This window comes from Serratia sp. UGAL515B_01 (genome assembly GCF_033095805.1).
Taxonomy (GTDB): domain Bacteria; phylum Pseudomonadota; class Gammaproteobacteria; order Enterobacterales; family Enterobacteriaceae; genus Chania.
The window spans coordinates 294,379-315,364 of sequence record NZ_CP109901.1 but is presented as its reverse complement, the minus strand read 5'-3'; the positions used below and the strand labels follow the sequence as shown (position 1 = coordinate 315,364).

Annotated in this window: 17 protein-coding genes and 4 pseudogenes; 11 read left to right on the top strand and 10 right to left on the bottom strand. The window is 49.1% G+C overall.

Annotated features, from left to right (window positions below; all coding sequences use genetic code 11):
* The first annotated feature begins 175 nt into the window (after positions 1–175).
* Together OK023_RS01685 and OK023_RS01680 are read left to right on the top strand one after the other, a co-directional pair.
* Positions 176–1,312: an efflux RND transporter periplasmic adaptor subunit gene (locus OK023_RS01685; RefSeq protein WP_317694467.1), complete on the top strand. Its 1,137-nt coding sequence runs from the start codon at positions 176–178 to the stop codon at positions 1,310–1,312.
* Positions 1,309–4,395 (top strand): efflux RND transporter permease subunit, encoded by a 3,087-nt coding sequence (locus OK023_RS01680; RefSeq protein ID WP_317694465.1) that lies wholly within the window; start codon positions 1,309–1,311, stop codon positions 4,393–4,395. Before OK023_RS01685 ends, OK023_RS01680 begins: the two co-directional genes overlap by 4 nt.
* A gap of 33 nt (positions 4,396–4,428) precedes the next feature.
* Here OK023_RS01680 and OK023_RS01675 read toward each other — a convergent pair.
* Both OK023_RS01675 and katG read right to left on the bottom strand, forming a co-directional pair.
* Positions 4,429–4,590 (bottom strand): annotated as a pseudogene (locus tag OK023_RS01675) (DUF945 domain-containing protein); the annotation flags it as partial.
* Between the two features lie 262 nt (positions 4,591–4,852).
* Entirely contained in the window at positions 4,853–7,039 is a 2,187-nt protein-coding gene (gene katG / locus OK023_RS01670; RefSeq protein ID WP_317694464.1) for a catalase/peroxidase HPI, read from the bottom strand.
* A gap of 869 nt (positions 7,040–7,908) precedes the next feature.
* On the opposite strand from katG, the pseudogene OK023_RS01665 reads away from it, so the two are divergent.
* Positions 7,909–8,043, top strand: a pseudogene (locus OK023_RS01665) (transposase); the annotation flags it as partial.
* 501 nt (positions 8,044–8,544) lie between these two features.
* Here the strand turns inward: OK023_RS01665 and OK023_RS19110 are convergent.
* From OK023_RS19110 to pnuC, 5 genes are all read right to left on the bottom strand, one after another.
* Positions 8,545–8,634 (bottom strand): hypothetical protein, encoded by a 90-nt coding sequence (locus tag OK023_RS19110; protein WP_411569379.1) that lies wholly within the window; start codon positions 8,632–8,634, stop codon positions 8,545–8,547.
* A gap of 19 nt (positions 8,635–8,653) precedes the next feature.
* Entirely contained in the window at positions 8,654–8,818 is a 165-nt protein-coding gene (locus OK023_RS19105) for a type II toxin-antitoxin system RelE/ParE family toxin (protein WP_411569378.1), read from the bottom strand.
* Positions 8,818–9,087, bottom strand: a complete 270-nt coding sequence (locus OK023_RS01655; protein ID WP_317694462.1) for a ribbon-helix-helix domain-containing protein — start codon at positions 9,085–9,087, stop codon at positions 8,818–8,820. Before OK023_RS01655 ends, OK023_RS19105 begins: the two co-directional genes overlap by 1 nt.
* 97 nt (positions 9,088–9,184) lie before the next feature.
* A complete protein-coding gene (locus OK023_RS01650; RefSeq protein WP_317697445.1) occupies positions 9,185–10,285 on the bottom strand; it encodes an AAA family ATPase in 1,101 nt (366 codons plus the stop codon).
* The gene (pnuC, locus tag OK023_RS01645) at positions 10,282–10,839 is read right to left on the bottom strand and encodes a nicotinamide riboside transporter PnuC (RefSeq protein ID WP_317694461.1); all 558 of its coding nucleotides are present in this window, start codon (positions 10,837–10,839) and stop codon (positions 10,282–10,284) included. The genes OK023_RS01650 and pnuC overlap by 4 nt, the downstream gene beginning before the upstream one ends.
* A 301-nt stretch (positions 10,840–11,140) precedes the next feature.
* Between pnuC and OK023_RS01640 the strand changes: the two genes are divergently transcribed.
* Positions 11,141–11,536 (top strand): hypothetical protein, encoded by a 396-nt coding sequence (locus OK023_RS01640; protein ID WP_317694460.1) that lies wholly within the window; start codon positions 11,141–11,143, stop codon positions 11,534–11,536.
* A 274-nt stretch (positions 11,537–11,810) separates the two neighbouring features.
* On the opposite strand, the gene OK023_RS01635 is transcribed toward OK023_RS01640, so the two are convergent.
* The gene (locus OK023_RS01635) at positions 11,811–12,677 is read right to left on the bottom strand and encodes a LysR family transcriptional regulator (RefSeq protein ID WP_411569377.1); all 867 of its coding nucleotides are present in this window, start codon (positions 12,675–12,677) and stop codon (positions 11,811–11,813) included.
* Between the two features lie 352 nt (positions 12,678–13,029).
* On the opposite strand from OK023_RS01635, the gene OK023_RS01630 reads away from it, so the two are divergent.
* The 7 genes and pseudogenes from OK023_RS01630 to OK023_RS01605 all read left to right on the top strand — a co-directional run.
* Positions 13,030–13,629, top strand: coding sequence for a cysteine hydrolase (locus OK023_RS01630; protein WP_317694458.1), 600 nt, complete (start codon positions 13,030–13,032; stop codon positions 13,627–13,629).
* 2 nt (positions 13,630–13,631) lie between these two features.
* Positions 13,632–14,693: a hydrogenase expression/formation protein HypE gene (hypE, locus tag OK023_RS01625; protein ID WP_317697443.1), complete on the top strand. Its 1,062-nt coding sequence runs from the start codon at positions 13,632–13,634 to the stop codon at positions 14,691–14,693.
* Complete coding sequence (gene hypF, locus OK023_RS01620) at positions 14,665–17,025, top strand: carbamoyltransferase HypF (protein ID WP_317694457.1); 2,361 nt, start codon at positions 14,665–14,667, stop codon at positions 17,023–17,025. Before hypE ends, hypF begins: the two co-directional genes overlap by 29 nt.
* Positions 17,026–17,029: 4 nt before the next feature.
* On the top strand, positions 17,030–17,749 hold the full coding sequence (locus OK023_RS01615) for an HAD family phosphatase (protein ID WP_317694456.1): 720 nt from the start codon (positions 17,030–17,032) through the stop codon (positions 17,747–17,749).
* The gene (locus OK023_RS01610; RefSeq protein ID WP_317694455.1) at positions 17,749–18,897 is read left to right on the top strand and encodes an MFS transporter; all 1,149 of its coding nucleotides are present in this window, start codon (positions 17,749–17,751) and stop codon (positions 18,895–18,897) included. Before OK023_RS01615 ends, OK023_RS01610 begins: the two co-directional genes overlap by 1 nt.
* A gap of 55 nt (positions 18,898–18,952) precedes the next feature.
* Entirely contained in the window at positions 18,953–19,372 is a 420-nt protein-coding gene (locus tag OK023_RS19100; protein WP_411569376.1) for a PTS N-acetylgalactosamine transporter subunit IIA, read from the top strand.
* A pseudogene (locus tag OK023_RS01605) lies at positions 19,329–19,517 on the top strand (recombinase XerD); the annotation flags it as partial. The gene OK023_RS19100 and the pseudogene OK023_RS01605, both read left to right, overlap by 44 nt.
* Before the next feature lie 21 nt (positions 19,518–19,538).
* On the opposite strand, the pseudogene OK023_RS01600 reads toward OK023_RS01605, so the two are convergent.
* A pseudogene (locus OK023_RS01600) lies at positions 19,539–19,791 on the bottom strand (transposase); the annotation flags it as partial.
* Between the two features lie 149 nt (positions 19,792–19,940).
* Positions 19,941–20,936 (bottom strand): restriction endonuclease, encoded by a 996-nt coding sequence (locus tag OK023_RS01595; RefSeq protein WP_317694454.1) that lies wholly within the window; start codon positions 20,934–20,936, stop codon positions 19,941–19,943.
* Positions 20,937–20,986 lie beyond the last annotated feature (50 nt).

Sequence of the window (20,986 nt, the reverse complement as noted above, 5' to 3'; positions counted from 1 at the left end):
GTACGATTTTTCCCTATCAGATATTGTTCTATAGTAGGAACGTGTTAAGTCTATCCAAGTGTAATTTTGGGATGTTCCTTAATTGTTGTAGCGATTGATTCCTCAGACTATGTGACATAGCATGCTGATGAATTAAATGGAATTTTTAATCATCTCCTCTGGGTTGAGAATTAAAATGACGTGGTACAAAAATAAAATTTTTCTCGGTGCTGTTGCCCTCATAATCGGTATCAGCATTTATTTTATCTTTACAATAAGTGCAAACAAGCCAGCCCATAGTGATACTCCTGCAGAGAAACAGGCTGCACTTACCGTTAATGTCGAAGTGCCCCAACAACAGAATTTACCACGCCAAATCAACGCCAATGGTAATATTGCCGCCTGGCAGGAAGCGATCGTCAGTAGTGAGGCAGATGGGTTACGCTTAGCTGAAATTTACGTCAATGTGGGCGACCGCGTTGGTAAAGACCAACTTCTTGCACGTTTTGATCCCGAAACCGTCGCCGCTGACCTTGCCCAAGCAGAGGCGGCTTTAGCAGAAGCTCTGGCGAATAAAGACGAAGCCAGCACTAATGCACAACGCGCACGCCAGCTGAAGAATACCGGTGCACTCAGCGAATTGCAGATCGACCAATATCTCGCCGCCGATAAAACAGCCCGTGCCCGCGTCCAACAAGCTAAAGCGCAAGTTCAATACCAGCGGTTGCGCATGGAAAAAACGCGCGTGCTGTCCCCCGACGACGGTATTATCTCATCGCGAAGCGCAACCGTTGGTCACGTCGCCAACCGTGGCAACGAGTTATTCCGGCTGATCCGTCAAGAGCGCCTGGAATGGCGCGCAGAACTGACAGCAGCAGAATTAACCTACCTCAAACCTGGAATGAGTGCCGTATTGCGCACCACAGCAGGAACCGAGCTCACTGGCCGCATCCGCGCCCTTGCCCCTGCACTCGATCTGCAAACACGCAACGCCATCGTCTATGTCGATATCACCCCAACGCAGCAACAACAGCTCGGGGTTAAAGCGGGTATGTTTGCCCAAGGGGCGTTCCACGTCGGTGATATATCGGCGCTCACCGTTTCACAATCCGCTCTCGTCTCACGCGAAGGATTTCACTACCTTTTTGCGGTTAATGAAGCGGGTAATGTTAGCGAAATTAAAGTCGAAATTGGTCAGTTACATCAAGGGCGGTTTGAGATCCTCAGCGGCCTGCGGCCTGATATGCGCATCGTTACCCGCGGTGCCAGTTTCCTCAATCATGGCGAAAGAGTGCGCGTTAACCCCCTCCCTACCGGGGAAGCCGCAAAATGAATCTCTCTACCTGGTCTATACGTAATCCCATTCCCGCAGCTATGTTGTTTGTGCTACTCACCGTCGCTGGGATCATCAGTTTCAGTAGTATGAAGATCCAACAGTTTCCAGATATCGAGTTACCGATGATCACCGTCAGCGCCGCCTTGCCGGGCGCTTCGCCGGAACAGTTGGAAAACGATGTGGCGCGAAAACTGGAGGACTCCGTTGCTTCCCTACAAGGGCTAAAACACATCTATACCAAGATCTCCGAAGGCAGCGTTGTTATGACGCTAGAATTTCAACTGGAGAAACCTGTCCAGGAAGCCGTAGATGATACTCGTTCGGCTGTACAGGGTGTGCGCTCTGATCTACCCAGTGATGTCCGTGATCCTGTTGTACAACGCGTCAATCTGGCCGGAACGCCTGTGCTGGTTTATGCGGTACGCTCAGAACATTTGGATGAAGAAGCACTGTCGTGGTTTGTAGATAACACGCTGGTACGTAGCTTGCAGGCGATACGCGGCGTCGGAGCAGTCAAACGAGTCGGGGGCGTCAATCGTCAGGTCCAGGTCTTACTCGATCCGTTAAAGCTACAAAGCCTGGGTCTGAGCGCGGCACAAGTCTCGCAGCAATTGCGTTTAGTGCAGCAGGATGCCCCCAGTGGACGAGGCGAGTTCGGCAACAGCGAACAGACTATCCGCACCCTAGGAGGGCAGCACTCCGCCCAAGAGATCGCTGCACTACAGATCCCGCTTATCGATGGGCGTTACGTTAGCCTCGATCAACTCGCTACTGTCACAGACACTGTGGCTGAAGTTCGCGCTTCTGCCTTTGTTGATGGTAAGCCAGTTGTTGGATTTGAAATCGTACGTAGCCGCGGGGAAAGCGAGGTAGAAGTTGGCGATGCCGTGGAAAAAACTTTGGAAAAAATTAAGGCAAAATACCCGCATCTGATTTTTACCCAAGCATTTGACTTCGTCAGCCCAGTCAAAGCGGAGTACAACTCATCACTCAATCTGCTGTATGAAGGCGCATTGTTGGCGGTGTTGGTCGTCTGGTTTTTCCTGCGCGAATGGCGGGCTACTTTTATTTCGGCAGTGGCGCTGCCCATGTCAGTGATCCCGGCTTTTTTTGGTATGGCCTTGATGGGGTTTTCTATCAATGTGATCAGTCTGCTGGCACTATCGTTGGTGATTGGGGTTTTGGTTGATGACGCAATTGTCGAGATCGAAAACATCGTGCGCCACTTGCGCAGTGGTAAAACCCCCTATGAAGCAGCGATGGAAGCCGCTGATGAGATTGGCTTAGCGGTGATTGCAACCACTTTTACACTGATCGCCGTTTTCCTTCCTACGGCATTTATGAGCGGTATTGCAGGCAAATTTTTCAAAGAGTTTGGTTGGACAGCGTCGATCGCAGTTTTTGCTTCGCTGGCCGTCGCGCGCATTCTTACGCCAATGATGGCCGCCTATATGCTCAAGCCCATAGTGGCAAGCGATCGCGATCCGGCCTGGCTTACCCGCTATTTACGCATCGTCAACTGGTGTACTCATCATAAGGTCAAAACGCTGCTTTCTGTCGGGCTATTCTTTATTGCATCGCTGATGTTGATCCCCCTGCTACCCTCTGGATTTATGCCGCCGGATGATAACTCGCAAACTCAAGTGTCTGTTGAGCTACCGCCAGGATCGACGTTAACCCAGACTGAAGCGATAGCTGAACAGGCTCGTCAGTTGCTCCGTCAGGTACCTGAAATACGCAGCATCTATACCACTATTGGCGCCGGAAGTGCGGGAAGCGACCCCTTCTCCTCCGCCCTAGTGGAGCCGCGTAATGCCACCTTGACCATCCAACTCATTGCGCGCAATGAGAGGGAGCGTAAACAACATATTGAAGCACGTATCCGTAATCTATTGGCACAGTTGCCCGGAGTGCGTACCAAAGTGGGCCTGGGTGCATCTGGAGAGAAATACGTTCTGGTGCTGAGTGGCGAAGAACCCCTCAGTCTGATGTCTGCCCAACAGGCGGTGCTGCGCGATTTGCGCACGATCCCAGGGTTGGGAAATATCGCTTCTACCGCCAGCCTCGTCCGACCGGAAGTGGTCATTCGTCCTGACTTTGTCCGCGCAGCCGATCTGGGGGTCAGCAGTGCCGCTATCGGAGAAACGCTGCGGGTCGCCACGTTGGGGGACTATGATATGTCGTTGCCAAAGCTGAATTTGCCCCAAAGGCAACTGGACATCGTGGTGAAACTGGATGATGCAGCACGGCAAGATATCGAAACATTAAAACGTCTTATTATCCCCGGAACTAAAGGCCCGGTGATGCTCAGCCAGGTTGCAGACATCGCGATCGCAAGCGGGCCTGCGGTGATCAACCGTTACGATCGCTCACGCAATATCAATCTGGAGATCGAACTTTCCAATGTTCCATTAGGTACCGTGGTAAATGAGGTAAAAAAACTTCCCTCAATACAGAATTTGCCTGCCGGAGTGAGTGTGGTAGAAGTGGGCGATGCTGAAACCATGAGCGAACTCTTTGCCAGCTTTGGGTTGGCCATGCTGATCGGTATCCTCTGTATTTACATCGTATTGGTGCTGCTGTTCAAACATTTCCTACACCCAGTGACCATCCTTGCCGCACTGCCTTTCTCTTTAGGTGGTGCCTTCGTCGGGCTGTTAGTCACTGGGCAAAGCTTGTCAATGCCTTCGCTGATTGGCCTGATTATGTTGATGGGGATTGCCACAAAGAACTCTATTTTACTGGTGGAGTACGCTATTGTGGCGCGGCGTGGTAATGATGGCAGCGACGGGCGGCCAGTCGTGGCGGCCAAGCCACGCCAAGAGGCACTGATGGATGCCTGCCATAAACGTGCACGCCCTATCATCATGACCACTGTTGCCATGGGAGCAGGTATGTTGCCAATTGCAATAGGGCTAGGCAATGCCGACCCCAGCTTCCGTTCACCAATGGCAATTGCCGTGATTGGCGGCTTGTTGACCTCAACCGTGCTAAGCCTGCTGGTGATCCCGGCGATATTTTTATACGTTGATGACTTTAGCCAGTGGTGTTACCGAAAATTCATTAAAAAGCCGTCTTAGCCAAGGATGAAAGCGGGGCGTTAAATGCATGACCAATAAAGAGATGGTGGGAATATAGATGTAGTGAGCACTACGGGAAGCGTGTTTCTCTTCAGAAAATACGCTGGGAACATGGCGGGCCAATTCATCATTGGTTAACGGGGGGTCACGGCGAATAGTCTTCGCCGCACCAAAGCAGGAGACCAAACAGGTCATAATTCATATCCTTCAGTGAGTTATCTGGCAACTACGAGATCCAATCATGTGCGTAACTAAAGCAGCTTACTGTGGTAACTCCGGGTAAAATCCCGAAGATACTTACTATGGGCGAAAGCTTCGTGCTACCTACTCGTCGGCAGCGGCATTATCCAAGAACGGTAAAAAAAGAAGCTGCAACGTTATCCGCTGCAGCCTTGTTAAAAAGCTTAACTGACAAGGATTAAGCTTTATACTGGCGCTTTTTCAAGTGCTGACTTCTCTATTTCAGGTCAAAGCGATCATTGTTCATTACTTTGCACCAAGCTTTAACGAAGTCACGGATAAACTTCTCTTTGCCATCTTGTTGAGCATAGACCTCGGCGTAAGCACGCAACACCGAGTTTGAACCAAACACCAGATCGACACGGGTGGCAGTCCACTTTACAGCTCCACTCTGGCGTTCCACGATCTGGTAAGCATTGCGACCGATCGGTTTCCAGCTGTAATTCATATCGGTCAGGTTGATAAAGAAGTCGTTACTCAGTACCCCAACCTTGTCGGTAAAGACACCGTGGGAGGAGCCACCATGGTTGGCGCCAAGTACCCGGATGCCGCCGACGAGGACGGTCATTTCACGTGCTGTGAGTCCTAACAACTGGGCACGATCGAGCAGCATTTCCTCCGGTTGTACTTTGTAGTGGCCCTTCTGCCAATTGCGAAAACCATCGTGCAGTGGTTCAAGGAAGGCAAACGACTCGGAGTCAGTCTGCTCGGCGCTTGCATCTCCTCGTCCTGGTGAAAAGGGAACGACGATCTCGACACCAGCTAGCCGAGCGGCCTGTTCCACTGCTGCGCTACCACCCAGTACTATCAGGTCAGCCAAGCTGACAGGCTTGGCCAGTGTGGACTGCAAAGCGTTCAAGGCATTGAGCACTTTTTCAAGGCGGGCCGGTTCGTTGCCTTCCCAATTCTTCATCGGTGCGAGACGAATACGCGCACCATTGGCCCCACCGCGAAAATCGGAGGCTCGGAACGTACGGGCGCTGTCCCATGCCGTTGCGATCAGATCAGCAGGAGCGATACCGCAAGCCAGTAGCTTACCTTTGAGCTCCTGGATCTCCTCGGAGGAGAGTTGATAATTTACAGTTGGCACCGGATCCTGCCATACCAGCACTTCACTCGGCACTTCTGGGCCGAGATAACGGCTGCGTGGCCCCATGTCCCTGTGAGTCAGTTTGAACCAGGCACGGGCAAAAGCATCGGAAAAGAGCGCCTGATCTGCGGCGAAACGCTCTGAGATTTCCCGGTATATGGGGTCAAAGCGTAGGGCCATGTCTGCGTCGGTCATGATGGGGTTGCAGCGGATGGAAGGGTCCTCCACATCTACCGGACGATCCTCTTCTTTGATCGTAACCGGTTCCCATTGCCAGGCACCGGCCGGACTCTTCTTGAGCCACCAATCATGGCCCAGTAACATCTTGAAGTAACCATTATCCCAGCGGGTCGGATGGCTGGTCCACGCTCCCTCGATACCGCTAGTCACAGTATCGCGACCGATGCCGCGAGTTTCATTGTTTATCCAGCCAAGCCCTTGCTCGTGTACATCGGCACCCTCGGGGGCTGGCCCCAGACGAGCGGCACTCCCGTTACCATGAGCTTTACCGACAGTGTGACCACCGGCGGTCAGGGCAACGGTCTCTTCATCGTTCATACCCATACGGGCAAAAGTGACACGCATGTCATGCGCAGTTTTGATAGGGTCTGGGGTGCCATCGACGCCTTCAGGGTTTACATAGATGAGACCCATCATCACCGCAGCCAGCGGATTCTCAAGGTCTCTTTCACCGCTGTAACGGCTACCTTCGCTACCGCTTGGTGCCAGCCACTCTTTTTCTGCTCCCCAGTAAATATCCTTCTCAGGATGCCAGATATCCTCACGACCACCGGCAAAGCCGAAGGTTTTAAGCCCCATAGACTCGTAGGCTACGTTACCTGCCAGAATCATCAGGTCAGCCCAGGAGATCTTGTTGCCGTATTTCTGTTTGATGGGCCACAGTAAGCGACGAGCCTTATCCAGGTTAACGTTATCAGGCCAACTATTGAGGGGAGCGAAGCGCTGGTTGCCTGTGTTAGCTCCCCCGCGTCCGTCTGTAGCACGGTAAGTACCCGCGGAGTGCCATGCCATGCGGATCATCAGACCACCATAGTGACCCCAGTCGGCTGGCCACCAAGGTTGGCTGTCGGTCATCAGAGCATGGAGGTCGGCTTTGAGTGCAGCGTAGTCGAGACTGTTGAAGGCTTCGACATAATCGAAAGACTCATCCATTGGATTAGTCTTGGTGTCATGCTGGTGGAGGATGTCAAGATTGAGAGCGTTGGGCCACCAGACTTGATGCTCCTGGCCGGCGGAAGTATTGGCACCGGAAGCAAAGGGACATTGACCGACCCCGCTAGAGTTTTTTTCCATTTTTGATCCTTTTCTTTTATATGACGACATTGAGATGTTTTGCTTCGATAGTATTTTCAGTCAGCTAACGAGCATTATTTATTGCAAACAGCGATATAAAGTTAGGCAAACTCTCCATCGAGATTTCGGCTCATACCTCCCACAAGTTTAGTTCTTCTTATCATGAAGTGCGGCTCTTGGCTTATCACATTGTGCAGAAGCATCAAGTGAGGCACTTAGTGAGATGCTGCTGCATTAAAAGCAATACTTACGTTCAATGTTTGTGGTACGAGTGGCTTAAAGCTATGTCCTTGCATGCTGGGTTGAACTTGTTGGCAAGGCAAATGGTGTTTTGATTTTTAGTCGCACAAAGTGATGAAACAGAACCAGAGAAACCGCTAACAAAGCCACATCCTTTAATAGGAGTTAGCAAGGTATTGCACAAATTGCTGTCCCCGGCACTCTGCTCTATCTCCTAACGTGCTTATAAAAGTCATTGTTATTAGTTAAGTAGCAACAGACGTCAGTTCACCTAGCACTGACAACGTTAGGTAAAAGACACCAAGCTCAGGGCTATGGTGGGCGAAAGTTCGATGATACCTGTCGAGTCGTCTAGCCTTACCCATGTCCACAGTGTCGTATGCGTCGGCAACCTGTTTTTATATTGTAAAAAAGTAAGAGAAAACGACTATTGGCCCTTAATTACTCAGAAACGGACACCGTTCGGTTACAAACGCAAAAGCCACTGTCGGGTTGGGTGATATAGACTATTTGTCTGAAACGAGAACATTCTACGTGGCATTACACTTATTTGTAATCTAACGACTGCTATCGAATTAATAGACAAAACAGATTGCTGAGAGAGCAACAGCAGGCTTGGCAACCGCCACATCAAACAGACCAAACGCCGTTTTTCTCCTGAATTCAAACTGGAAGCTATTGAGCAGGTCGTTAAGTATCAGCGGTCAACCATCGAGGTTGCACGTGCTCTGGAGCTGGGCACCAGCCAATTGCGTAAATGGATACCGAAAGGGCAAAACCGTAAGGTTCTGCTCAAATGCTCCCACAGGCACAGATAGACAAAAAATGAATGTAAACCTAATTATAAAAGTAAAAATTATGACTTAAAAATAATCTCACATCAGCCAATAACGTGTGCTTAGTATCGATTTGCATGCTGTTCTTTGGTCTAGATATCCGTTGCCATTCAAACTGCAGCAGTTTTGGCTTCGCTTGCTATGCTCTTGGCGTTTGTCGTCTATCTGTAATTTGAATGAACTTAGGTATACAACTAATCACAAAAGAAAGAAATTATGAGTTGGAACAGAGAAGTTGCAGTATCACATTTAAGAACCAGAGCTGCCCGGTAAGTGTCAATGAAGTTGTCACGGCAGGCAGTTTTTCAAGAACCTTTTACAACACCCAGGTAATAGTAGCACTGAATAAAATCAATCAGCCATTTATGTAGATCGCTGTGTTCGATTCTTTATTTCTATTTGGCATCGAGTCTAATGCAGGGTGCTATCTTACCGGTTTTCCCGCGTATGCCAAACACGTAAGATGTAGAGCACGTTAACTCTGAGTTCGTAGTGCATTTCATAGTTACCGACGATCATACGACGCACTTCCCGTGGTTCATACCTTGCCAGTGCAGGCCCCATCCGTGAATGCGAGCAGGTTAACGGGGGCAAGCACCAGTGATTGAAGCACCTGTGTTGCTGCTTCTGGATTGACGTTGGCAATAAACTCGCGCAACCGCTCTAAATCCTGCAACGCATGATCTGACCAAACAACCTGCATTACTTTTTCCCTGACTGCGGTACAGGAAGTGGCGTGTCACAGTTCAAGCTATTTACCCATTTTAAGACATCGGCCTGTTCCACCACTCTGCCCGCCAGGCCTTCCAAGATCATTTGATGGCGGTTCTCTTCCTGCTCAATGATCGCGGCCAAAGCCTGTTTGACGATCCAGCCACGAGAACGATCATAGTTAGCAGCCAGTTCGTCGATCTTCTCTGCCATTTCAACAGGAACATGGGCAGTGATAACGCGTGTTGGTGATTGTCCCATGAGTATCTACCTTGCGATTAAAATCAAATCATAGTCAATCAGAGATTCACTGATCGTACAAGTGCCGGTAAATTCCGGCCAACATCCGTTGCATGACTTATCTATCTGTAATACTTAAAGTTATCTGTTTTTTTGCTTTGAGCTGTGTAGTATGAATCATACTGTTATATTTAAGATGCACAGAATCTGTTGGAAGTGGAATCAAGTTTGCCAGTATTGTGTTTAACCGTTGCTCCACACTTCCGGTAACGTATAAAAAGGGAATATTGCGCGCGGTTAACTCATCGATATACCACTTTTGTTGCCGTTGGCGGAAGGAGTCATCCTGACGCGTACCGTCCTGGTGAAAAGGGAAATCGTCAGCACAAAGCACAACGGTGTCATAATGTTGACAGGCTAACTCTTTCAAACTGGGTTCCGCTCTGCCAAACATGGACAGTGAATAAAATAATGTGGTGAGTGGCGAAGTATCACAAACCAAATAGCGATGGGGGCGTGCAGTTGTTTCCCGCAAGAGCTGGGTTTGTGCAATTTCTAGCATGTCATCAAAAATTAAATGTCCTTTCCGCTCTTCCCAACGCTCGCGGCCATATTCACTGATAGATTCTGTGCCCAGCGCAGCGGCCAATGCGACGCTCAGGGTACTCTTACCCGTGGACACCCCACCCAGTATACAGATGCGGTGTACAAAATGAGCGTACACTTCAGGAGCAACGAGATGTCTATATTTATGAATATCAGACCGAATTAAGGTTCCTGATACAGCCTCAGGCCCTGATTCACGCTGCAGCCGCACATGAGAGACTTGCTGATGAAAATGCATACTGAGAACCTGGGCGAATCCATCGCCATAGTCCTCCGCGGTGAATACTGCCTCGGGCATAATGTTCAATTTCTGTAGGCACAATAAGGCAACGAAATGGCGGTGGGAATCGTCGTCATGCTCATTATGGGGCATAGGGCCGATGCCCCATAATGAAGCCTCTTCGGAGGAGAATACAAGAACTTGTGCCTGTGGGAAACGTGCCTGAAGATAGCACCGTCGTTTATCGGGCGAGAAGCCAGGAAGTTCCGGTGACGAATAGCTGACAATCACCAGCTTCTCGCATGCGTCAAGAGCAGCATTAATAAGTATTTCATGACCACAATGCAAAAGGGCAAATTTCCCTACGATCAGCCCAGTAGTAAAACGCTTCATAAGGTTTTCATCTCCCGACGCCATTGATAGAGTCCGTACCAGGCATTACACCAAAAAATGAGATAGAGACCTGCGGTAAGATATAATTCTCGAGAAGCGTAAAGAGGAATGGCTATAGTATTTACCAGCAACCAGACATACCAGTTCTCAAGCCTCCGCCCCATAAGCATAAACTGTGCCATGATGCTAAACGTCATGACTAATGAATCGACCCAAGGGGACCAGGCGTCAGTAAAAGTGTGTAGTAAGTAGGCATAACAAGATGATACGCACAAGGCGGCGAGAGCAAAAGCGGCAATAACCCATATTGGCGTTTTACGGACATGTATAGCCTTACCCTTATTTCCGCTTAACCAATTCACCCAACCTACAATACTGCTGACAATAAAAAATAGTTGAAGTGTCACATCGGCATATAGCTGAACAGAAAAAAATACCCATCCATAGAGCAAACAGCCAATGATACCTATCCACCAGGTATGTACATTGTTACGCGCGGCCATCCATACTGAAGTGGCATAAGTTGAGCTCGCCGCTATTTCAATTAAAGACATTGATGTTCATTCCTTTAAACGTCATGAGTTTTCGCACCATCCAATTTAACATGCCAAGTGGGTTGCTGGATAACATGAAATTCCGCTTTGGAAATGGAAACAGTGACTGCAATGTGTGTAGAGAACAGGTGCCTTTTTGCAGCTATTGTTATACACTGCATTATGATACTATTTTCAAGTTTAATAGCAAAATAAAAAATTGACTACATAATTATATTGAAATTATTGATGAATGATAAGTTATTACCTAATGATTTAAAAAATAACAAATAACGCGACTTATATAGCTACATATTTCATAATGGCTTTATTATTGCTATATCTGCTTGGCATAATCGCTCAAAAAATTATGTTTAAATTAAATCCATATAAAGAATCATTGTTCTCATTTAACCTCCATTGGTATTATGAATTAAAAGGTAAAGTAGAGAAAAGTAAAAATGCTGATTTTATAAAAATGACATTTATGGTCGAAGTTAATGGTAGTGCGTACTTGTATAGCGGAATATTAGAGAATTCCCATCTTAATCCAGATGGCATCCTAGAGAGAATTGTCATTTCTGATGTAACAAGAGTAATGTTACACAAAAATTATCATAAAAGTAGAACAGCACGCATTAATCTTGATAGAATGATAATGCGATATTCAGAAATAAAAAGTATTACTATCGAATACCTTGTTGTAGTCGCTGATTAATTCAACAAGAGTATTGTTGAGCAAATGGAAGTTATTCAGGATTAATTAATGAGATACCAGCCAGTTACCAAATTGACACAAACAACCATAACCACTTGATTGTTATATGGTTGTACAACAAGTGCATAATGCCGATAATTTATCTGCTTCCGTTGTTAGAAAGAACATATCAAAAAGAGGCAATTACGCAATCTCTTTTACAGTATCTTAAATTTAAGCATCACTATTTCACTTGATTTAGGCTACTAGCGTAATTCGTCAAACCTAAGTTACCTCATGTCTCACCTATAACTATCTGTAAAAATTTATCCCGCAGAATATCCTTTATCTCTGGGTTCCAGGCTACCCCAATCTGCCATCCATTATGCTTTCCCTCGGGCTGCGCAAGCGTCACACCAGTAGGCAAAAAATGACTGACACCAGAAGGCAACAATGCCACACCGTTTCCTGCCGCGATTAATGCTAGCAAGGTATGAATATCATCAGCAACCGATGCAAATCTGGCGTTGAGATTATTATTTTTGAGAAAACAGGCTGTTTGGTGGGCTAACCCACGCCCACGGTCTGGATTGATTTGCAATAGTTGATGTATAGCTAATACAGGTTGGATATTCGCGGGATCCACTCGAACACCGGAACGGGCGGCTAGGACCAGTTTCTCTTCAAACAGCACTTCGACATGGAGTGGCTCAGGTACCGGCAGACGGATAAATCCAACCTGAATTTTCCCCTCTAGTAACATTCGACACTGCACGTTGGAAGGAATGTCGTTCAGAGATACTTCAACATCTGGGAACTGTGCACGAAAAGTACTCACCCATGCAGGGGCGACTTGAAATGTCGATATGCCAAACCCAAGAGCTAGTTTACCTACATTCCCTTTTTCTAATTTACGCACATACTCCAGAAATTCATAGTTATGTTTTAGTAATTCGGAGGTCTTGGAATAAAGCAATCCCCCAGTGACTGTTAGTTTCGCACCAAAACGCCCTCGTTTAAAAAGAGTCACTCCGATCAGATGCTCCAGCATCTGGATCTGCTTGGTTAATGCAGATTGCGTCAAGCACAGGATATCCGCAGCAGAGTGATAACTCCCTTCCTCAGCTAATGTAACAAATGCCTTTAACAATTTTATATTCACTATCATTACATCCATTCATGCAATTTAACAAATAAGAATCGTGCCCACATTCATTCCTACTACTTATCAAATTTGGATAAATTGGAATTATACACATTAACTCTTTGTTGGTTTAATTGTCATCAGATTCGAAGTAAATAAGAAATGTTCTGAGAGAGAAATGAAAAAAAGACAGTTACTCCCATGAAGTCCGTCAGCGGGCCATCTGTATAGGCTAAAGCCTCAAGAATAGTACACCTTGCACTGGGCAATATTTGTTTAATTACCTAAATATAGGCTGTACCTAGAAAAATTTCTCGCCTACAGAAATGATAGTAACCAATTGAAATAGTTGATATCAAGGAATATTAACATGCCAAACGTTGCCGTTCTCACCAATGACTTGCAGTATGAATTCACCTACAAGATAACCACCGACCCGCAGGAGTTAGCTCGTAAACTCAATAAATTCAATACGTTCCTAGACGGCATTAGGGCAATCGATCAGGCCGTCATTCACTTGCAACTCATCCATGATCCCGAGGATCCATCTGTTCAACGCCGCTATCGTCATCGTGCGGCGGGCATACCGGCGATCGCTGGCACCCCAGGTAACCAGCTCATCAAAGACATCTACCATCCGTCAGATCTAGTGGTTATAAAAGGACGAGACAGCGGTTTTTACGAGACCACATTGGATGAAACTCTCCAGAAGCTTGGCGTCAAAACAGTTGTAGTCACCGGGCTGCAAACTCATGTTTGTGTGCAGACCACAGCTGCTGATGCATTCTTTCGAGGTTACAATGTTTGGGTCCCCGATGACTGTGTCTTCTCACCAACATCAGAGGATACAGACCGTGCACTAGAGTGGCTAGCTGGCTACTGCGCGACCGTAGCGCCTTCTGCAGAAATCCTGTCGTGGCTGAGCAAGAGTGATGATCTTCCTGAACGTGGCGAAAGGAGGTCAGCGTGAGTATGGCGTACACACAGGCAGGCATCAACGGTTCGTTCACAGAATCACATGACCCTTCGGTTGAAACCGTGGTTCTTGACCATGGTACTGGAGCTAAGTTAAGCCGGGAACTTGTGGAGCGCATATCTGAGACTTTGGGAGACACCTATCTCGGTATCATGGAGGACAGCGCTTTGTTGGAACTTCCCACCAACCGTATCGCATTCACTACAGACTCTTTCGTGGTAACCCCGCTCATTTTTGGCAATGGTGACATCGGCAAAATTGCAGTGTGCGGTACTGTGAATGATTTGGCAGTGAGTGGCGCACGTCCACTCTATATCACGCTCAGTCTCATCATCGAAGAGGGCATGCCGATATCAGAATTGCTGGTGATAATTGAGTCTGTACGTGACACTGCCCGCTCGGCGGGTGTCAAGATCGTTGCCGGTGATACCAAAGTAGTAGGCAAGGGAGAAGCTGACAGGCTCTTCATCAACACCGCTGGCGTCGGTGTCATGGAACGCCCTCCGATCAGCGTCCGCAATGTCCGTCCTGGGCAAAAAATCATCCTCAGTGGCTACATCGGAAATCACTCCATCCATCTACTTTCAATCCGCGAAGGTCTGGGCTTCGAGCGTAACGTATTGAGCGACTGTGCTCCACTCAATCACATGATTGATACGGTACTGAATAATGTGCCGACCGGCAAAGTTGCCTCCATGCGTGATGTTACCCGCGGCGGTCTGTCGGCTGTGCTACACGAGCATGCACGTGCCGCCAATTGCGTGATCCGCTTCGACAAACAAGCGCTACCGGTGCTTCCAGAAGCAGCCATGGCCGCCGATATGCTGGGCGTTAACGTTATCAACCTTGCCAACGAGGGGTGCTTATGCCTATTCGTCGAACCAGATGTAGCGGATCAGGTTCTCGCATTGCTGCGTGAAGCCCCTTGTGGTAAGGAGGCTGTTATTATCGGCGAGGTTGAAGCAATTCCCCTACCCGAGGTACACATGCTGGAATCAGATGGTACCCTAACAATTATCGAGGAACTCTATGGTGCGGAACTCCCTAGACTCTGTTGAGGTGCTCGAAACACGTCGTTTTCGGGTTTGCGGGATCGTACAAGGTGTCGGCTTCCGGCCCTTTGTCCATCGCCTGGCACGCAACCATAAGGCAAACGGATGGGTGCTCAACGACTCGGAAGGTGTTTTGCTTGAGCTGCAGGCGTCGGTGAAGGCTATCGAAAACTTCATCGACGAGTTGGTGTCTAGCCCACCGCCTCTTGCCAAAATCATTGATGTTCGCGAAGTGTTTCTTGACGAGACTGCACCGCGCTACCAGAGCTTCGATATCCGTAAGAGCCGCGACTTAGCTAGCATGGACACCATCATTCCTCCAGACTCAAACGTTTGCGAAGACTGTCTGCAGGAGATGCGTAATCCAGACAACCGCCGTTACCGGTATGCTTTCATTAACTGCACTAACTGCGGTCCACGCTATTCGATTATCCTTGGCATGCCATACGACCGTTCGCAGAGCACCATGCGTGCATTCACTATGTGTCCACAATGTCATCAAGAGTACCTCGACATTGAAGATCGCCGCTACCACGCCCAACCGAATGCCTGCCAGACTTGCGGACCACGTCTGCAGTTCACCGACCGATGCGGCATCCCGATCGAAACAGATGATGTGGTGCGCTGCGCCATCGCCAGGTTGCGCGAGGGTGCTATCGTCGCTATCAAAAGCCTCGGGGGATTCCACTTGGCGGTCGATGCCAGCAATGAGGGGGCAGTGCGGGAGTTGCGACGACGCAAGCAGCGCGATGCAAAACCCTTCGCTGTGATGGTTGCCGACGCCGAGAACGCCACTCGGTGGGCCTTTACTAACAAGCACGATGAGCTACTTCTCAATAGTGTACAGCGACCCATCGTACTACTGCGTAAGCGTTCGGAGACCCTGCCGGAGGAGGTCGCGCCCCGCAACCCCAACCTAGGTGTCATGCTCCCATCAACACCGCTGCAGCACCTGCTCCTTGAGGATCCAGCCCTCCCTGTACTGGTCATGACCAGCGGTAACCTTTCTGGTCATCCTATCGTGTTCGAAAACCATACGGCAATTGAGCAATTAGGGGAAATCGCGGACTACTTCATTCTGAACGACCGAGACATCCGTACGCGCGTGGACGATTCGGTCGTGCGGGGGATCGTACGCGAGGGTAAGGATGAGCCTCAGATATTCTTCATGCGTCGCTCGCGAGGCTACGCTCCGTACCCTATTCATCTACCCTACTCAGTAGGTTCAGTGGTGGCACTCGGGGCCGAGTTGAAGACCACCGTCAGCATCAGTAAGGGCAAGCAGGTCTTCATCAGCCAGCACATCGGTGACCTAAAGAACGACACCACCTTCAAATCCCACATCGATTGCGCCAGGCATATGCAAGAACTGCTGGCAGTACAGGCCGACACGCTAGCCTGTGACCTGCACCCAGCCTTCCGCTCAACTCGGAACGCCATCGAGCAATCAGAGATACGTGTCGTTCAGGTTCAGCACCACCACGCACACATGGTTTCGTGCATGGCGGAAAATGGACTTTCGGGTAAAACCATCGGAGTGGTTTTTGACGGTACTGGCTACGGTACTGACGGTACCATATGGGGCGGTGAATTCCTTCTCGGTGATTTCGAGGGGTTCGAACGCGTCGGGCATTTGCGCCCAATGCTGCTTCTGGGAGGAGATAAGGCAGTGAAAGAGCCGATCCGCATCGCCATGTCACTGTTGGTCGATACCTTTGGTGAGCGCCTTACCGAGGTCGACGTTCCGGCACTCAGTGACCTACCCGAACAGAGGCGTGAAGTCTTTACCAAAATGGCCATCCAGAAAATCAATGCCCCCTCCACCTCAAGCATGGGGCGTCTTTTCGATGGTATATCGGCGTTGATGGGCATCTGCGCAAAAGTTGAATACGAGGCGCAGGCGGCAATCGAAATGGAAGCGCTATTGCAGCGAGACTTCAGCATGGCCAAGCCATTTGAGTATGACATAAAGGAGCGAGATGGTTGCCTAGAAGTGGACTATCGCCCCTTGGTCGGCGAACTGGTACGACTGCTACGTGAACCGGTTGGCGACGTTGCCGAACTCAGCCGACGCTTCCACTCAACGATTGTTGACATGATCGGCGAGGTTTGCTGTCGCCTTGTTGAGCGTTTTGGGGTTGAGCAGATTGTGTTGAGCGGCGGCGTTTTTTGTAATGAGTTCATTCTGATTAATGCGCTGAATTGCCTTGAGGACCGTGGATTCAAACCGCATTGCCATCAATTGGTGCCAACCAATGATGGCGGTATTTCTCTGGGTCAGGTGGTCGTCGCCGCCGCCCGTATTAAGCGCGAAGCGCTATTGTGTGATGGGGAATAAAGAGATGGTAGAGTCTGTAGAGAGGGTAGCAGCAGTTCTGTTTGACATGGATGGTGTTCTTATTGATTCCAAGGCCGTCATTGAACAAGGGTGGCGAGAGGCAGCTCAGATATATGGGCGCCAGATCACTGATGATGACATTCTTAAACACATACACGGCCAGCCAGGACCGCATACCATTCGTGCCCTATTCCATGATCTACCGCTTTCTGACCAAGAGAAGGTTCAAGCACACATCATACATGTCGAAAATACCGCCGACTGTGAACCTATTCCGGGTGTGGCGCAGCTCATCGCTTCCCTCGATGCTGCTGGGATCACGATCGGCATTGTGACCAGCGGTTGGCGCTACAAGATTGACCGTGTCATAGCGTTGCTCCAGGCGCAATCATGCATCTCGGTGATCGTCGAAAGGGACGACGTGGCTCGCGGCAAACCTTACCCTGACCCCTATCTGCTTGCAGCTGAGCGTCTTGGCATCCCCGCCAGTAAAACTATCGTTTTCGAAGACTCCAAGAGTGGGGTGACTTCCGCTGTTGCTGCTGGAGCGTATTGCGTTGGCATTGGCGAGGAAGACCTGATGCCCTGCGGTGCAAAGCTCATCATCCCTGACTTCCGGGGCGTGGAATTGATGACCTCCGGAGCGGACGGCTCACTCCTCTCGTTCCGACCAGGGCATAAAGTATTCGTGGAACGGTTAACTGCGCTACGAGATCATCCCTGATGAATCAGGCACAAAAGGGGCGGTGGGCTGTTGCTGTGCTGTTTTTCGTCAACGGTTTTGTGACTGGCGGCTGGGCTGTGCAGATTGCGCAGTTCGTCCCGCGTTTCGGGGTGACTGACAGAGTAATCGGTCATCTTATCTTAACGTTTGGGCTAGGCGCGCTCATCATGATGCCGGTATCTGGCATCTTGATGGCAAAATTCGGTTCGCAGTGCATAGTGCGGATTTTTGCTGTCGCAACTTCTGTAGCACTATTACCGCTTGGGCTTGCCCCAAACATTCCGCTTTTGGTTATTGCCTTGTTTGCCCTCGGTGCCATGATCGGTTCGATGAATGTCGCCATGAACTCCAACGCAGTGGCTGTGGAAAAATCCCTGTCCCGAGCAGTGTTATCCTTCTCACATTGCTCTTGGAGCATCGGCCTGTTCGTTGCCGGTTCGATCGGAGGCTACACCGTCAAGCATTTCGGATTTCTCGCGCATATTATCCTTGTGAGCGTGACCGCAGCAGTGTTCATCGCCGTCACCTGTCCGTTCGTTATCAAGGATGATCCTGCGCCGAAAACGAAAATCAAACAGCCAATGCGCCTGCCACGTTCGTCCACAGTTTACCTTATTGGCCTCATAGCACTGTTCGGTATGATTCCGGAGTGCGCCGTTGTCGACTGGTCTTCGCGTTATATGTTAAAGGACCTGGATGCAAAAATTGAGACAGCCAGTCTCGCCTTTGCATTCTTCGCCGGAACAATGGCTGTGCTTAGGTTCATGGGCGACTCCGTGCGTAACCGTTTCGGCGCTGTAAGAACTCTACGCGTTTCAAGCCTGTTAGCAGCGGCAGGTATTCTGATCGCAGCATTAGCGACCGACCCGTGGCAAGCGATTATCGCCTTCGCTTTAGCTGGGATCGGAATCGCTAATATTGTCCCGATCGCTTTTTCAGCCGCAGGTAACCAGCCGGGTATCGCAACCAGCACCGGTATGAGCATCGCCACAACCATAGGTTATTTAGGCACATTGATGGCGCCAGCGCCTATTGGTTTCTTTGCCCAACTCACTGGGTTTTCCAATGTATACATAGTGATGGCGCTAATGCTGGGAGTGATCTTCCTGCTTGCGCCATTGGTTCGCAGCGCTGAAATTCAAGCGTAATGACTAAGTGTACGGGGATTAATTTTAATGCTGCATCTGAAGTAACGGGGGAGATATGAGAGGAGCCACTGTCGTCGCATCTAATGGTTTGATTGCGAAAGAATTGTTACAGGTTGCTGAATACACAGTTGGTACTGTCAGTAACGTGTCATCAATTAGGTTTTCTGAAGGGGATTGTCTCGAAACGTTGTTCGAACGCTATAGAACAACGCTCAACAATCTCAATGTTCAGCATGGTGTTCTTTTCCTCATTGAAAGCAGGAGCAGTGCCCATCAATTAGTTGCAAGCCATTTAGCACTTCAGTATCCCGGAAGTAAAATAGTCACAGGTATAAACCTTCCAATGCTGGTTTCATTATTTACTTCAGAAAATCATGAGACCAGTCCGTATATATTGGCAGACAGAGCACAAGAATATGGAAGATTAGCTAATGGCCTATCGCAGACCCCGCGCCGATGCGCTGCTGACCGTTGATGAAGTCTACCGTAAGCTCGTTGGCCCGGCGCATGACCCGAAAAGCCTGTATGCACTGCTGTTGCGGTTCGTGACATGGCGGCGGGAGCGCAACTGGTCGGAAACGACGCTGAAGACACAAACCCATCATCAATACCGCTTTATCCATCCCGGTAATAAGGGTCTAGTTTTTATTCACCAGTTGCGGTTCAAAAGTGGCTTCGCGATCGCAGGGAGTGCGCAGCTCCAGCGTGCCATCAACAGTGGTTACGGTCTTTGTCGAGTAGCCGTTGCGGGTGTTGGAGCCTGATTTTTACGTCGCCCGGATGGTGGGACATTTCGGCATTGAGAGCTGCCTCGACGCTGATTTTCTTCAGCAGGCGAACAAACTGGTTAAGATCCTCAGGGGTTTTGAGATTTTTGGCCAGTTCGTTAGCCAGAGTCTATAACAGTTTTCCGTCCATAACCTGCTTTCGATGTTGGATTGAACATATCAAAATCAGGCAATTACACAAATTTATGTACAGGCTCTTCCTTTACTTTTCGAGGCCATTAGCCAGCTTCTGCTGACTCGTAATCCTTCTCAAACTCAGACGGGTAAATGAACACGCTTCAATGGGACGAGTAGCTTGGTTTCAATATCAACCTGATCATAATTTTCTACCAGGGCACGGACCAGATCGTCCAATGTCCATAATGTTAATGGAATGGTAGAGCGATCGGCTTCATAGCGCGCATCTTTACTGAAACCGCCAGTGCTCACATACAAGCCCCTATCGTCTTTATGGCGTCCACCGATAAAGCTACGAATATGCTGGCTCGTCATCTGCTCCTTTCGGTGCTTCACTTCGACAATAATCCGTGGATTTTCAAAACCAAAACCGTCCGGTGAAGCAATGATGTCTTTGCCACGATCTGCTCCAACGGGAGATACCTGAGTTTTATAGTTCATGCTGCGTAGAACACCAGCAACCAGATTTTGCATTTCATCCCAATCAAGGGAGTTGATTTTGTCTTTGATACGTTCAAATGCCAGAACTTCCATGCCTAATAGGGGATCTTCATCTGCATCTTTGACATCATCAGTTACCGCAACAACAATCGCCTGTTTTTTCTCCTTGAGGAGTTCAGCTACGGCATAATCTGGCAACTGAAATACCGTCAATGTAGAACCCAGCGTGTTTTTGCTGGCAGTACTCAGCGTATCACGATCAACTTCTTGCGTGTTCCACTTGACCCTACGCACCAATCCCATCCCCTCTTCCGACCATTCAGGATGATATTGAAAATCAGACACCACCTTACCAACCAAGTAAGTACGATTCGCCGGGGAATAAGTGATCACCCAGTCGCCCTGTTTTACTTCATTGATAAAACGCCAGACTTGAGAAGCACCAGACCGAGCTGTACCTAACTTGGTTTGTGGCTCCAACTCGAGATAACGTTCGATAAGCTGTGCCCGTGTCAGACCCGGTTTCGCATAGGGTGCCAGTTGCGACCAACCAATAGCGACAACTTCACGCTCGCGGAAATCGTCGTATAATTTCCCACTATCACCACGGATCATCCACATTTTATTCTGCATGCTTCCCTACTTATCATTCAGTTGGCGTTATCGATAAGCTTGAATAATAG